The following is a 14,294-nucleotide window of genomic DNA, read 5'->3' as shown; positions in this document are numbered from 1 at the left end:
CTAGACCTTCGACAATCGGGGGATACCGGCCGGAGCAAAGGAATCCGCGTCGGCCGACTCCCAGTCCGATCGCCAGCTGTTGGGCGCATGGTCGAGTAACACTCCGGGGCTGAGCCATTCGTAAAGCTCTGCGTAGGAAAGTTGTTCGGTCGATGAGACGCGCTTGCGCAACATGTGGGGATTGAGCATAGACGGATCGGAGACACCCATCGATCCCATGATCCGCATCGCCTGCGCGACCGTTGCCTTCTGGTAGCGGTACACACGTTCGCTCTTGTCGGCGACGTCCAGGGCCCGCGCGCGCCGCGGGTCCTGGGTGGCGACCCCGACCGGGCAGTGGTTGGTGTGACAGCGTTGCGACTGGATGCAGCCGGCCGCCATCATCATCGATCGGGCCGAGTTGGTGTAGTCGGCACCCTGGATGAGGCGCTTGACGATGTCGTTGCCGGTAGCGACCTTGCCGCTGGCGCCGATGCGAATCTTGTCGCGCAGCCCCGTACCCACCAGGGCGTTGTGCACAGTGATCAATCCGTCGGTCAGTGGAAGGCCAACGTGGTCTTCGTATTCCAGCGGTGCGGCAGCGGTGCCGCCCTCAGCGCCGTCCACGATGATGAAGTCGGGTGTCACGCCTTCGGCCAGCATCGCCTTGCAGATCGCCAGCACGTCGACTCGGGAACCCACGCACAGCTTGAAGCCGACCGGCTTTCCGCCGGCCAGCTCACGCAAATGCGCCACGAAGCCGATCAGTTGGCGCGGGGTGCTGAACGCGGTGTGCGCGGCGGGGCTCACGCATTTCTCGCCGGCCGGCACACCCCGGTAGGCGGCGATTTCCTCGCTGACTTTCGCGGCCGGCAGCACTCCGCCCACCCCAGGCTTCGCCCCTTGGCTCAGCTTGATCGAGATGCACTTCACCGCATCATGAGCCGCCTTGTCGGCGAACTGATGTGGGTCAAAGGAGCCATCCTTGGCCCGCGCACCGAAGTATCCCGAACCGATCTCCCACACCACGTCGGCTCCGCCGAGATGATACGGAGTGAGTCCACCTTCTCCGGTGTCATGAGCGAAATGCCCCTTGCGCGCACCGTTGTTCATCGCCCGCAGCGCGTTGCCGGACAGCGCGCCGAAACTCATCGACGAGATGTTCATCAGCGCGATGTCGTACGGCTTTGTGCAGTCCGGCCCACCGATTCTGACCCGAAACGGTTCTTCGGGCGGGTCCACCGGGACCGTCGAGTGAAGCAGGTATTCATAGCCGTCTTGGTCGATGTCGCGCTCGGTTCCAAACGACACCTCGGCGGCGGTACCTTTGGCGCGCTCGTAGATCAGCGAGCGGATGTCGCGGTCGAATGGGCGGCCGTCGAAGTTGCGTTCGATGAAATATTGCTGCAGCTCAGGGCGTAACGCCTCCAGCAGATAGCGCATATGGCCCAGCACCGGATAGTTGCGCAGCACTGAGTGCTTGCGCTGAGCCAGGTCGTAGACGCCTGTCGCGGCGAGGACCGTGACGACAACTGCCGGGATCCACCAAACCCACGATCCGACACTGGCGACGAAAAGCAAAGCCGCCGCGACAGCCACCGACAGTGCTACAGAGCCAATCCGGATCAACGCCGACGTCCGTTCTTTTCGGTCAAGAATCGATACCTTCGGCAGCGGGCGTACCCCCTGGGTCCGCTGCTAAACATTGAAGCCCTGAATCCGCGTCCATGACGCAGCCGCCCCGACTATAGCCAGGTGTCCTGGGTGGTCGCTGTCAGGAACGCTTCCAGATCGTCACGCCATTGCGCCGGGGTGGTCTTGTCCGGTTCGATGCCGGTGTAGTCGCCGCGGTAGAACAGCAACGGCCGCGGCTTGATCTTGGGCACTTCAGACAGCGACTTCACCGCACCGAACACCACGAAGTGGTCGCCGCCGTCGTGCACCGAGGCGACCGTGCAGTCGATGTAGGCCAGCGATCCGTCGATGATCGGCGAGCCGAGTTCCGATTGCTGCCAATCGATTCCGGCGAACTTGTCCGGATCCTTGGAGCCGAAACGTGCCGAGACGTGCTGCTGGCTCTCGGTCAGCACATTGACGCAGAATTTCCCGCTGGCCGCGATGGCCTGCCAGGACCGCGACACCTTGGTCGGGCAGAACAACACCAGCGGCGGTTCCAGCGACAACGCGGCAAAGGATTGGCAGGCGAAGCCGACCGGGACGTCGTCGTGGACGGTGGTGATGATCGTGATACCGGTGCAGAACTGACCCAGCACGCTGCGAAACGTGCGGGCGTCGATCTGCTCGGACATTACTTGAAGCCGACGCTGAAGTCGTGGCCCCAGAGGCTGATCGCGGTGCTCTCCCGTGCGATCCAGTCGTCGTCCTCGACTTTCCTTCCCTCACAGCCGAATTCGATGTCAAATCCACTGGGAGTCTTCATGTAGAACGACAGCATCAGGTCGTTGACGTGTCGGCCGAGTGTCGCTGACATCGGCACCTTGCGCCGCAACGCCCGATCCAGACACAACCCCACGTCGTCGGCTTCGCCGACCTCGACCATCAGGTGCACGATCCCGCTCGGGGTCTGCCCCGGCATGAAGGCCAGGCTGTGGTGACGCGGATTGCAGCCGAGGAACCTCAGCCAGGCCGGTGGCCCGTCGGCCGGCCGACCCACCACCTGGGGCGGCAGCCGCATGGAGTCGCGCAGCTTGAAATCCAATACGTCGCGGTAGAAATGCAGCGTCTCGGCGTCGTCACGGGTGGTCAAAACGACGTGTCCGAGGCCCTGCTCACCGGTGACGAACGTGTGACCGTAGGGGCTCACGACCCGGCGGTGTTCGAGCGCGGCGCCGTGGAAAACCTCCAGACCGTTGCCCGAGGGGTCGCAGAATTTGATCATCTCGTCGACCCGACGATCGGCCAACTCGGCCGCCGTCGCCTCCTTGTAGGGGGTGCCCTCGACGTCGAGCCGATCGCGAATCTCTTGTAAGCCCTCGGCATTCGCACATTCCCAGCCGGCTTCGGTGAGACGGTCATGCTCACCCGGCACGATCACCAGGCGGGCGGGGAAATCGTCCATCCGCAGATAGAGAGCTCCCTCGGTGGCGCCCTTGCCTTCGACCATGCCGAGTACCTTCAGGCCGTAGTCGCGCCACGCCGCCATGTCGGTGGCTTCGATGCGCAGGTAGCCCAGTGAACGGATGCTCATTACGCGCCCCCCAGGAAATCGGCGGTCAGCTTGTTGAATTCGTCGAACTTCTCCACCTGCGCCCAGTGTCCGCACTGGCCGAAGACGTGCAATTGCGCGCGCGCAATGGTCTTGAGCGCCACCAGCGCCCCGTCGAGCGGGTTGACCCGATCCTCGCGGCCCCAGATCAGCAGCACCGGCTGACGCAGTTTGTACGCCTCACGCCACATCATGCCGAGTTCGAAGTCGGCCCCCGAGAACGACATTCCCATCGCGCGGGTCGCCGTCAGCGATTCCGGGGTGGACGCCAGTTCAAAGCGCTGATCGATCAACTCGGGAGTGATCAGCTTCTGGTCGTAGACCATCACCCGCAGGAACGCCTCGAGATTCTCCCGGGTCGGCTGAGCGGAGAACTTGCCCAGCCGCTTGACGCCCTCGGTGGGATCGGGTGCGAACAGGTTCACACTGAGCCCGCCAGGACCCATCAGCACCAGCCTGCCGGCCTTGTCGGGGTAGTCCAGCGCGAACCGGACCGCGGTGCCACCGCCGAGCGAATTGCCTACCAGCGGAACGCGTCCCAGGCCCAAATGGTCGAAGAGGCCCTTGAGTGCCCGAGCGGCGTAGTGGTTGAACTGCCCGTGCTCTGCGCGCTTGTCGGAGTGGCCGTAGCCGGGCTGGTCGACCGCCAACACGTGAAACTGCTCGGCCAAGACCGGGATGTTGCGAGCGAAGTTCGTCCAACTCGCCGCGCCCGGTCCACCGCCGTGCAGCAGCACGATCGTCTGCTCGTTGCCGACGCCCGCTTCGTGGTAGTGCAGCTTCAGCGGCCCGTCGACGTCGACCTCGGCGAACCGTGAGGTGGACTCAAACGTCAGTTCTTCGGTCGCTGTCATCGGCTAGACCATCGTGTCGCCGGGCGGCAGCCCGAACTCGTGGTTACCGAAGATCTGGTATGCCCGCTCGGGATCGTTGGCGGCGTGCACCCGGCCGGCGTGCGCATCGCGCCAAAACCGTTGCACTGGAGCGTCGTTGGCCAGAGCTGTCGCACCGGAGGCTTCGAACAGCCGGTCGACCGAGGCGATGCAGCGCCCGGTGGCGCGCACCTGGTCACGACGGGCGCGGGCCCGCAACTCGAACGGGATCTCCTTGCCGGCCGACAGCAGCGCGTACTCGTCGCCGACGTTGCCGATCAGTTGCCGCCACGCGGCGTCGATGTCGCTGGCCGCCTCGGCGATGCGAACCTTGGCGAACGGGTCGTCCTTGGCCTTCTCACCCGCGAACGCCGCCCGCACCCGCTTGCCCTGGTGCTCGACGTGTGCCTCGTATGCGCCGTAGGCCATACCGACGATCGGCGCCGAGATTGTCGTCGGATGCATTGTGCCCCAAGGCATCTTGTAGACCGGGGCGGTGTTGTTCTGATATCCGCCGGCGGTGCCGTCGTTCATCTGCTTATAGGACAAGAACCGGTGCCGCGGCACGAAGACGTCCTTGACGACGACAGTGTTGCTGCCAGTTCCCTTGAGGCCCACCACATGCCAGACGTCGTCGATTCGGTATTCGCTGCGCGGGATCAGGAAGCTGCCGAAGTCGACCGGGCGGCCGTCCTTGATGACGGGGCCGCCGAGGAAGGCCCAGGTGGCATGGTCGCAGCCCGAGGACCAGTTCCATGAGCCGCTGACCAGGTAGCCGCCGTCAACCACCGTGCCCGCGCCCATCGGGGCGTACGACGACGAGACACGCACGGTCGTGTCGTCGCCCCACACCTCGTCCTGGGCCCGCTGGTCGAAGAGCGCCAAGTGCCAGTTGTGCACGCCGATGATCGAGCTCACCCAGCCGGTGGAGCCGCACGCGCTGGCGATGCGCCGGACCGCCTCGTAGAACACGGCGGGGTCGCATTCCAGCCCACCCCATTGGGACGGCTGCAGCAACCGGAAGAAGCCGATTTCCTGAAGCTCGCTCACGGTCGCATCCGGCAGGCGTCGCAGGTCCTCGGTTTCTTGAGCCCGCTGGCGCAGCTTGGGCAGTAGCTCGTCGATGCCGTCTAGGACCGACTGGGCGTCACGTTGTTGAATGGACGTCACGGGTTCCTCCAAAGGTGGCGTGCAGGGGCCAACACAAAACCAAGACTAGAACACGTTCCGATTCGTGTCGAGCAGCGTATGCCTGCGGCTGGTAGCGATACCTAGCCAGGTTTCTGTAACCTGTTCTAGTTATGGGTGACGGAAGGGTGAGGTCGTGACGGGCGCTGTTGGCGACGAACCGCTCGGCAGCCACGTCTTGGAGCTGGAAATTGCCGAAGTCGTCGCCGAAACCGACGACGCGTGCTCCCTGGTGTTCACGGTTCCGAGTGGCCCCAATGGCCCGGCGGTGCCCGCGGAGCGGCTGCGCTACGCCCCGGGCCAGTTCCTGACGCTGCGCATTCCCAGCGACCGCACCGGGTCGGTCGCGCGCTGCTATTCGTTGTGCAGCTCGCCGTTCACCGACGAGGCGCTGACCGTCACGGTCAAACGTGACAGAGCCGGCTACGCGTCGAACTGGCTGTGCGACAACGCCCGCGTCGGCATGCGTATGCATGTCCTGGCGCCGTCGGGCACCTTCGTGCCCAGGACTCTCGACGACGACTTCCTGCTGTTGGCCGCGGGCAGCGGAATCACGCCGATCTTGTCGATCTGCAAGTCCGCGTTGTCCGAAGGCGGTGGACAGGTGACGTTGCTCTACGCCAACCGCGACGAGCGGTCGGTGATCTTCGCCGACGCGCTGCGCGAGCTGGCCGCCAAGTACCCGGACCGGCTGACCGTCATCCACTGGATCGAGTCGCTGCAAGGACTGCCGTCGGCAACCGCACTGACGCAACTGGCCGGGCCGTTCACCGGGCGGCAGGCGTTCATCTGCGGGCCCGGACCGTTCATGGCGGCCGCCCGCGAGGCGCTAGACGGCCTGAAAATGCCTGCGGGCCAAGTACACCTCGAGGTGTTCAAATCGCTGGACAGCGACCCGTTCGCCGCGGTGGAAGTCGAGCAAGACGATTCCGTCGAAGGCCCGGCCCGTGCTGTCGTCGAGCTCGACGGCCAGACCCACACCGTGTCGTGGCCACGCAAGGCGAAGCTGCTCGATGTGTTGCTGGACGCCGGTCTGGACGCGCCGTTCTCCTGCCGTGAGGGCCATTGCGGTGCCTGCGCTACCACCCTGCGCCGCGGCAGAGTGCACATGGAGGTCAACGACGTGCTCGAACAGCAGGACCTCGACGATGGGCTGATCCTGGCCTGTCAGGCACACCCCGAGACCGATTCGGTCGAAGTCACCTACGACGAGTAGCCGCAGCGTAAGTTCTGCTCTGGCGCAGCGAGACGGAGGACAAGGCAGATGATGCGGCTGGTCACGGTGCTGGCAGGGGTCGGCCTGATATTGGTGTTGACACCGCCCGCGGTTGCCCCGGCGGCCAGCAACACCGCCACCTCGCTGACCCCGCTCAACGACGGCAGCCAGCTCGAAACCCGGGCCACGCTCGACTGCCATGCCGCGAACGGCAGTTGCGACTTCACCGTCGGTGCCGACCGCAGGATCGGCGATGCCGTTGACGGCTTCCCCCACGACCTGTGGTCACGGCAGAGCACGGACATCCGCTCAATGGACCGCACCTTGTACCTCGACGTGCACGCCACCGCGCAATACGACCGGGTGTTCAAAGAAGGCGGAAACGACAACGTCACCACGATCTATACGGGCGAAGGCGGCCCGGACAAGTACCAGACCACGGGCCGGATCGACGCGACCGATTGGCACACCGGCCAGTCGCGGACCAACGTGCCGGTCATCATGTGCACGCACGTCCAGGTGGTCTACGGCGGAAACAACATCACCTCCCCGAGCACCTGCGCACAGGCCAACTTCACCTGAGTTCTATATCCCTTCCAGGGGACGCCGCGCAGGCGTGAAAATGGGGTCGGGTCGCCAGGCAGGCCTACCGGTGTGAGCTTTGCGGAAATCGCTGAGACAGCCTGGAGATGCTGTTCGGGAGCGCGGTGCGCATGTATCTGACGATCGCGCACAATCGACGCGTGACGTCGCTAAGTTTTCACGTCCACCAAACCCCACAACAATGCGGTATCGGCGTCGACCTTCTGGCCGCTCAGCACCAAATAGGCGGTGCGCCAACGCCCTATCCGCCGAGTCACGCTGACCGTGCCACCGGCGCCCGGTATCAGGCCCAGGCTCAATTCGGGCAGCCCGAACATCGAATCGGGCGCGGCTTCGACACGACCGCAGAATGCGGCCATCTCTAGTCCGCTGCCCAGCACCTGACCGTGCACCTCGGCGCGGCAGGCCGCACCGAGTCTGCCGGTGATCGCGTCGAGCGCCAGCGCCGGGCTGTAGCGGGTCCGGGCCAGATGGGCGCTGGCCGGATCGACGAAGGTGCCGAATTCGTCGAGGTCGCCGCCGCTGCAGAACGATGGTCCATTGCCGGTCAGCACGACCTCGGCGACCGACGAATCGAGTTGCGCCACAGCCAAAGCCTCGAGCAGCGCGGCCCGCGTATCGGTGGAGAACGCATTGTGACGCTGTGGACGGTTGAACGCAATGCGCAGGCTGTCGCCGTCACGATGGGCGCGCACCGGATCGGCGATGTCGGGCATCGTGGCGGGGCCGCGGTCGGCGAGCCAGCGGGCAAACTCCGGGCCGGCCTGCAGCGTCGAGTAGGCCAACGACTCGGTTACCACTCCGGGCAGCGCCGGACCAGTCGGATGCACCGCACGCAACACGTCGTCACACGTCGCCGCGGCGATCGGCCATCGATCAACCCGCGCGGTCAGGTCACGCAGCGCCGCGTCGATCGATGCGACGGTGATCACCCGGCGGTCGTCGGCGTCATCCTCGGTAAGCGTGAATGTGGCTTGCTGAAGCCAGAATTCGGATGCGTCCGCCAACGGCCCGACGGCCACCACCGGGACTGCGAGCAACGCGGAATCGACCTCGGAGTCAGGCTCCGACACGTCGACGACGCGCAGCGTCACACCGAATACTTCTTGATCAGTTCGTGTTTGAACATCTTCCCGGTGTCGGTGCGCGGCAACTGCGCTTCGAACGAAATCGACTTCGGACACTTGTAATGCGCGAGCCGTTCGCGCAGCCAAGCGGTCAGCTCGGCACCGAATTCCTCGGTCGCGTCAGCCGGGTCGACGGTTTGCACCGCGGCTTTGACGCTTTGGCCCATTTCTTCGTCGGGAATGCCGAACACCGCTGCGTCAAGCACTTTCGGGTGAGTGACCAGCAGGTTCTCGGCTTCTTGCGGATAGATGTTCACGCCGCCGGAGATGATCATGTGGTGACGACGGTCGGTCAGGAACAGGTAGCCGTCCTCGTCGACATAGCCGACGTCGCCGACCGTGGTCCAGCCGTGCCTGTCACGGGAGGCCGCCGTCTTCTCCGAATCGTTGAGGTATTCGAACGAGAGCCCGCCTTCGAAGTAGATTTCACCGGCCTGCCCGGGTGGCAACTCGTTGCCGCTCTCGTCGAGGATGTGCAGTTGACACATCATCGGCTTACCCACCGAGCCGGGGTGGGCCAGCCATTCCTCTGCGCTGATCAACGTCGACCCGATGGCTTCTGAGGAGGCGTAGTACTCGTCGACGATCGGCCCCCACCAGTCGATCATCTGCTTCTTGATCTCCACCGGACAGGGAGCGGCAGCGTGCATCACCCGCTGCAGGCTGGACAGGTCGTACGACTTACGTTTCTGCTCAGGCAGTTTCAGCATCCGGGTGAACATGACGGGCACGAACTGTCCGTGCGTGACCCGGTGACGCTGAATGGCATCCAGGCAGCCTTCGGGATCGAACTTTTCCAAGACGACCGTCGTGATGCCGCTGGCCTGCACGGTCATCGACCACACCGACGGCGCGGTGTGATACAGCGGCGCGGGGCTGAGATAGACCGCATCCGGGTGCATCCAGAAACCGACCAGAGCCGACATCATGCCCGGCGCCTCGGCCGGCGAGACGTGCGGCAGCGCCCGCTTGATTCCCTTGGGGCGACCGGTGGTGCCCGAGGAGTACTGCAGCAGATCACCTTCGACCTCGTCGGCGATGGGCGTATCCGGTTGGTCGGCAACGCATTCGGGGTAACGCTGCCAGCCGTCGAGGTCGTCGTCGGCGATCATCAGCAGGGCCGGCAGGCCGTCAGGCAGTTGCTCAGCCAGGTTCTCGCAGATTTTTCGCAGCGCGGCCGAACCGATGATCGCCTTGGCGGCGCTGTTGTCGATGATGTAGGCCGCTTCCAGCGCGGTCAGGTGGGTGTTGATCGGCACGTAGTACAGGCCGGCCCGCCGCGCCGCCCACATCACCGCGTGGATGTGCTCGTTGTTCTCCATCAGGATCGCGACGGCATCGCCCTCGACCAGGCCCGCCTGGCGGAAGTAGTGCGCCAGGCGATTGGCGCGGGCTTCGAGTTCGTCGAAGGTGACCACGATGCCGGACGGGTGAAGAATGACGGCGGGCTTGTTGGCGCCACCCTGACCGGAAGTGTGCTCGCGAATCTGCATGGGCAGACTGTACCGTCGCAAAACTTGACAGCTGTCAAGAGGGCATCACCGGTGCTGAGATCGACCTCAGCGCGCCAGTCACTCGAACTTTCCGCGCGAGCGTCGATCTCGAGGAAAGCTTGCTGCGGCTTAGGCCTCGCCCACCGGTTCGGGCTGCCGGACCGGGTGGCCACCCTGCCGCTTGGCCCGGCCGCCGAACGGTGCGGCCAGCGTCGCCGGCAACTCGCGCCGGTAGCGGATCAGGGCCAGCGCGGCGATGGCCGCGTACACGCCGCTGAGCAGCAGTCGCCCTGCGGTCGACGGGAGCGGGAACTGTACGAGGAACAACCCGAGCAGCGTCCAGGCAGCCCAGCGCTGGAACCGCAGGCCGAGCAGCAGCGTCACGCCCATGAGCGTCTGCGCCCCGGTCAGCACGATCTCCGTGATCTGGCGACCGTCGAGAGGCAGTGCGGCGCCGCCGCCGCCCAGCATGAACGCCACCGGCAACGAGCCGACCAGCAACGTCCACTGGTTGACCTTTGCCGAGATCAGCATCGCGATCGCGTTCCCACCCTTGCCCCGGGCGGCAAAGATCGTCGCGATGATGAACTCCGGCGCCTCTGACGCGAGCGGGGCCAGCCACTGCACCAGCAGGAAGCGATCGACACCCAGCTTGGTCCCGGCGCCGATCAGGTTGTCGGCGAACGGTTTCGCACACGTCACAATGACGGCCGCCGCCAACAGGAACAGCGCGGCCACCGTCAGGCGGCGTACTCGATCCGCCAGTGCGCCCAGCGCCGCGGCGGTGCCGATGAGCTCGGGTTCCTCGACATCGCCACGGCTCAGCTTGTACAGGTAGAAACCGAACCAGGCCAGCAGCGCCACCCCGAACGCGATGTGGATGCGGCCGGTGGCGGGAATGACGAAGGCCGCCACGCCGGCGAACATCAAAAAGCCGATCTCCACCCGGTTACTGGTCTCGAGCCGCAGCCCGTCGGGCGTGCGCCCGGACGCTCGGCGGGCCACCAGCACGCTGACCAAGACGACCACCGGCCACCCGAGACCCATCAGCAGCCGGTTCGACCCGGTCATGTTCGCGGCCGCGTACTGGGTGTACGCGGGCACGTGGCCTGCGGTGTAGGCGTAGTAGAGGTCGACGGCGTACTCGGGAAGCACCGCGATCACGGCCAGCACAGCAACAGCCAAGCCGCCGGAAACGTCGACCTGCGCCGCTTCGGCGGCCCACGCCAGCACGAAGCTGGCACCCACCACCGCGGCCCCGTAGACAAGCAGGCCGAGGACGGGATCGAGTTGCAGGCCGAGAACGCGCAGCACCAGGGCGGGGGCGATGACGATGCAGACGATCGCCAGCGAGCGGAACAACGTCCGCGACCGGACAGCAGACGCCGTTACAGCCCCCGCGGTTGTTGTCACGCCGCCAAGCTACCCGCCCACCGTCTATCCAGCAACATAGCCTGGCTACCGAATAGATCGGGGATGCTGGTGAAATTTGCTGCTCAGCGGGGTCGCATCCGAGAGTTAGGCTCGCCGATATCTCGGATGCGGCAACCCTGCTAACGCAGCGGCGGCAGCCTAGTCGGACTCGGCGAGGCGCTGCTTGAGCGCTGCGAACTCGTCCCGGACGCCGGTCGGCAGTTTGTCGCCGATGAACTCGAACCACTCTTCGATCAGCGGCAGCTCGGCGCGCCACTCGTCGGCGTGGACCGCCAGCGCCCGGTCCACGTCAGCGGCGTCGACGTCCAGTCCGCTCAGGTCGAGGTCAGCCGCGGTGGGCACCACGCCGATCGGCGTCTCCTGGCCGCCGGCCTGGTGCTCGATACGCTCGACGATCCACTTCAGCACCCGACTGTTCTCGCCGAAGCCCGGCCACAGGAACTCGCCCTTGTCGCCGCGGCGGAACCAGTTGACAAAGAAGACCTTCGGCAGCTTGGACTCGTCAGAGTTCTTGCCGAGGTCGATCCAGTGCTGGAAGTAGTCGCCGACGTTGTAGCCGATGAACGGCAACATCGCCATCGGGTCGCGGCGCACCGTGCCGACCGTGCCCTCGGCGGCTGCGGTCTGCTCGCTGCCCAGGGTTGCGCCGACGAACACGCCGTGCTGCCAGTCGCGGGCTTCGGTCACCAACGGCACCGTGGTCTTGCGGCGACCGCCGAACAGGATCGCCGAGATCGGCACGCCCTGTGGGTCGTCCCACTCCGGCGCCAGGATGGGGCACTGCGACATCGGGGTGCAGTACCGCGAGTTCGGGTGAGCGGCAGTGGTTTCCGTCTCGCGGGCGTACCACTGGTTGCCCTTCCAGTCGATCAGGTGATCCGGCTCGCCCTCCAGGCCCTCCCACCACACGTCGCCGTCGTCGGTCAGCGCGACGTTGGTGAAGACGGTGTTACCGCCCTCGATGGTCTTCATGGCGTTCGGGTTGGACTTCCAGTTGGTGCCCGGCGCGACCCCGAAGAAACCGAACTCGGGGTTGACCGCGTAGAGGCGGCCGTCCTTGCCGAACCGCATCCAGGCGATGTCGTCGCCGAGGGTCTCGGCCCGCCAGCCCGGGATGGTGGGCTGCAGCATCGCGAGGTTGGTCTTGCCGCAGGCCGATGGGAACGCGGCGGCGAAGTAGTACGCCTTGTTTTCCGGGGAAATCAGCTTGAGGATCAGCATGTGCTCGGCCAGCCAGCCCTCGTCGTGGGCCATCGCCGACGCGATCCGCAGCGAATAGCACTTCTTGCCCAGCAACGCATTTCCGCCGTAGCCGGATCCGAAGCTCCAGATTTCCCGGGTCTCCGGAAAGTGCGTGATGTACTTGGTGTCGTTGCAGGGCCACGGCACGTCTTTCTGTCCGGGCTCCAGCGGCGCGCCGATCGAGTGCAACGCCTTGACGAAAAAGCCGTCATCGCCCAGCTTGTCCAGCGCGGCCTTACCCATTCGGGTCATCACCTTCATCGAGGCGACGACGTATTCGGAGTCGGTGATCTCCACGCCGAGCTTGGGGTCCTCGGCGCCGAGTGGGCCCATGCAGAACGGAACCACCCACATCGTGCGTCCGCGCATGCAGCCGCGGTACAGCTCGGTCAGGGTGGCCCGCATCTCGGCCGGCGGCTTCCAGTTGTTGGTCGGACCGGCGTCGACCTCGCGCTCCGAGCAGATGAACGTCCTCGCCTCGACCCGCGCGACGTCGGACGGGTCCGATAGCGCCAGGTAGGAGTTCTTGTGCTTCTTCTCGTTGAGTTTGGTGAAGGTGCCCGCCTCGACGAGTTGGTCGGCCAGCCGCTGGTACTCCTCCTCGGAGCCGTTCGCGAAGACCACGCGGTCCGGCTGGGTCAGCTCGGCGACTTCCTCCACCCAGGACAGCAGGCCCTGATGGTTCGTCGGGGCAGTATCCAGACCGGGAATGGTCGCTGAAGTCATCTAAATCTCCTGCAGTCGCTTTTGCGTAGTGCGCGGCTAATATGCGGCGGCCTGCACACAGGTTATCGCGAACTGAATACCCAGAAAAAGCCGGGAGCGTATCGGCTCACTCAGGAACGATTCAGATCACGTTATCGGCAGTGCCGGCCTGCGAGCTTTCGCCAATCTGGGCATCGTCGCCGTCGTACCCGGCCTCGGCGTCGGCTTCCGGGTCGGCTTCCGGGGGCTCGAGCTCGCCGAGTTCGGTCCGCACCGCCTCGAGCGCCGCCCGCAGCGTCGGCATCTCCTTGCCGCGCAAGGCCGCGGCCCGCGCCGCGACGACGGAGTGCTCGCGCAGCTCGGTGTCGATGACGCTGACCTGCTCGGCCACCCGGGTGCTCTCGCCCTCGTCGTGCTCGCTGAGAGCGGCGGTCAGCGACGACTCCGCGGCCAGCACCCGAGTCGCCACGAGTTGCTCCGCCGCGGACTGAGCCAGCGCGGTGGCTTCGCCGGCCCACCGGTCGAGCAAAGCCCGGTCGCGAAGCAGGCCGCGCATCCCGACCACCCAGACCGTGAGCGCGAGCCCGAGCGCCGCGCACGCGACGGCACCGGCGATCGTCAGCCCGGGCGAAAGGTCGGCCAGCAACCGGCTCAGGGTCAGCGCCACACCCAAGCCGAAGCCGGCGCCCAGCAGCATCATCAGCCGGCTCTCCAGCACCCGCGACTTCAGCGGTGGCGACGACAGGTCGACTTCCGGCAGCGGGGCCGACGGGGGCGGATCGACCGACAACCCCAGGCTCTGCGCCATCTCGGCCAGATGCGTGGTGGTGCCATCGTCGACTTCGGTGATGACTTCGGCGAGGCGGGCTTTCGCCTCGGCCTCGAACTCCGCCAGCGCGCCCCGATTCCGGCTCGCGGCGTCCTCCTGCAGCTGCGATCGCACGGAGGCGCAGCGATTGCGGGCGAAGTAGGACAGCTGCGTGCGGGCCTGCTGGGTCTGGCTGCGCAGCGCGATCGTCCGCTCGGACTTGGACGCCCGGCGCTGCCGCAGGATCTCGCTACGCTGTTCGCGCAACGTCTGCACCCGAGCGCGGCGCCCGGCCCCGTCCGCATCGCGGTCGTACCGGTCGGCGACAGTCTGCAGCCGACATTGCCAGGCGCGCAACCTGTTTCGCCGAGCCAGCTGAACATCGGCCAGGCGGTCGGACA

At 65.8% G+C, this 14,294-nt stretch carries 12 protein-coding genes; 2 read left to right on the top strand and 10 right to left on the bottom strand.

The features are described from left to right. The 5 genes from AC2VOG_RS02325 to hsaA all read right to left on the bottom strand — a co-directional run bounded on the left by AC2VOG_RS02325 (position 1) and on the right by hsaA (position 5,247). A complete protein-coding gene (locus AC2VOG_RS02325) occupies positions 1-1,608 on the bottom strand; it encodes an FMN-binding glutamate synthase family protein (RefSeq protein WP_486938302.1) in 1,608 nt (535 codons plus the stop codon). Between the two features lie 116 nt (positions 1,609-1,724). Continuing rightward, the gene (gene hsaB / locus AC2VOG_RS02320; RefSeq protein ID WP_486938301.1) at positions 1,725-2,288 is read right to left on the bottom strand and encodes a 3-hydroxy-9,10-secoandrosta-1,3,5(10)-triene-9,17-dione monooxygenase reductase subunit; all 564 of its coding nucleotides are present in this window, start codon (positions 2,286-2,288) and stop codon (positions 1,725-1,727) included. Beyond that, a complete protein-coding gene (hsaC, locus tag AC2VOG_RS02315) occupies positions 2,288-3,187 on the bottom strand; it encodes an iron-dependent extradiol dioxygenase HsaC (RefSeq protein WP_486938300.1) in 900 nt (299 codons plus the stop codon). Before hsaC ends, hsaB begins: the two co-directional genes overlap by 1 nt. After that, entirely contained in the window at positions 3,187-4,059 is an 873-nt protein-coding gene (hsaD, locus tag AC2VOG_RS02310; RefSeq protein ID WP_486938299.1) for a 4,5:9,10-diseco-3-hydroxy-5,9,17-trioxoandrosta-1(10),2-diene-4-oate hydrolase, read from the bottom strand. The genes hsaC and hsaD overlap by 1 nt, the downstream gene beginning before the upstream one ends. Before the next feature lie 3 nt (positions 4,060-4,062). Next, on the bottom strand, positions 4,063-5,247 hold the full coding sequence (gene hsaA / locus AC2VOG_RS02305) for a 3-hydroxy-9,10-secoandrosta-1,3,5(10)-triene-9,17-dione monooxygenase oxygenase subunit (RefSeq protein ID WP_486938298.1): 1,185 nt from the start codon (positions 5,245-5,247) through the stop codon (positions 4,063-4,065). A gap of 154 nt (positions 5,248-5,401) precedes the next feature. On the opposite strand from hsaA, the gene AC2VOG_RS02300 reads away from it, so the two are divergent. Continuing rightward, entirely contained in the window at positions 5,402-6,481 is a 1,080-nt protein-coding gene (locus tag AC2VOG_RS02300) for a 2Fe-2S iron-sulfur cluster-binding protein (RefSeq protein WP_486938297.1), read from the top strand. A gap of 48 nt (positions 6,482-6,529) precedes the next feature. Further along, entirely contained in the window at positions 6,530-7,063 is a 534-nt protein-coding gene (locus tag AC2VOG_RS02295; protein ID WP_486938296.1) for a hypothetical protein, read from the top strand. 170 nt (positions 7,064-7,233) lie between these two features. Here AC2VOG_RS02295 and AC2VOG_RS02290 read toward each other — a convergent pair whose 3' ends face one another. From AC2VOG_RS02290 to AC2VOG_RS02270, 5 genes are all read right to left on the bottom strand, one after another. Continuing rightward, positions 7,234-8,124, bottom strand: coding sequence for an enoyl-CoA hydratase/isomerase family protein (locus AC2VOG_RS02290; protein WP_486938319.1), 891 nt, complete (start codon positions 8,122-8,124; stop codon positions 7,234-7,236). A gap of 50 nt (positions 8,125-8,174) precedes the next feature. After that, a complete protein-coding gene (gene fadD4 / locus AC2VOG_RS02285; RefSeq protein ID WP_486938295.1) occupies positions 8,175-9,704 on the bottom strand; it encodes a fatty-acid--CoA ligase FadD4 in 1,530 nt (509 codons plus the stop codon). A gap of 129 nt (positions 9,705-9,833) precedes the next feature. Further along, positions 9,834-11,117 carry a sodium:proton exchanger gene (locus AC2VOG_RS02280; RefSeq protein WP_486938294.1) on the bottom strand — a complete coding sequence of 428 codons (1,284 nt, stop codon included), beginning with the start codon at positions 11,115-11,117 and terminating at the stop codon, positions 9,834-9,836. A 159-nt stretch (positions 11,118-11,276) separates the two neighbouring features. Next, the gene (locus AC2VOG_RS02275; RefSeq protein WP_486938293.1) at positions 11,277-13,106 is read right to left on the bottom strand and encodes a phosphoenolpyruvate carboxykinase (GTP); all 1,830 of its coding nucleotides are present in this window, start codon (positions 13,104-13,106) and stop codon (positions 11,277-11,279) included. Positions 13,107-13,227: 121 nt separating this feature from the next. Next, the coding region (locus AC2VOG_RS02270) for a hypothetical protein (protein WP_486938291.1) at positions 13,228-14,294 on the bottom strand (1,067 nt) is incomplete at its 5' end.

The organism is Mycobacterium sp. TH-M11, from assembly GCF_057473725.1.
The sequence above is the reverse complement of the archived record's forward strand: the minus strand, read 5'-3'. Positions and strand labels throughout refer to the sequence as shown.

Bases quoted from the DNA above. Each gene is read 5' to 3' on its own strand.
- hsaB (WP_486938301.1), bottom strand. From the start codon at position 2,288: ATGTCCGAGCAGATCGACGCCCGCACGTTTCGCAGCGTGCTGGGTCAG.
- hsaC (WP_486938300.1), bottom strand. From the start codon at position 3,187: ATGAGCATCCGTTCACTGGGCTACCTGCGCATCGAAGCCACCGACATG.
- hsaD (WP_486938299.1), bottom strand. From the start codon at position 4,059: ATGACAGCGACCGAAGAACTGACGTTTGAGTCCACCTCACGGTTCGCC.
- AC2VOG_RS02295 (WP_486938296.1), top strand. From the start codon at position 6,530: ATGATGCGGCTGGTCACGGTGCTGGCAGGGGTCGGCCTGATATTGGTG.
- fadD4 (WP_486938295.1), bottom strand. From the start codon at position 9,704: ATGCAGATTCGCGAGCACACTTCCGGTCAGGGTGGCGCCAACAAGCCC.
- AC2VOG_RS02275 (WP_486938293.1), bottom strand. From the start codon at position 13,106: ATGACTTCAGCGACCATTCCCGGTCTGGATACTGCCCCGACGAACCAT.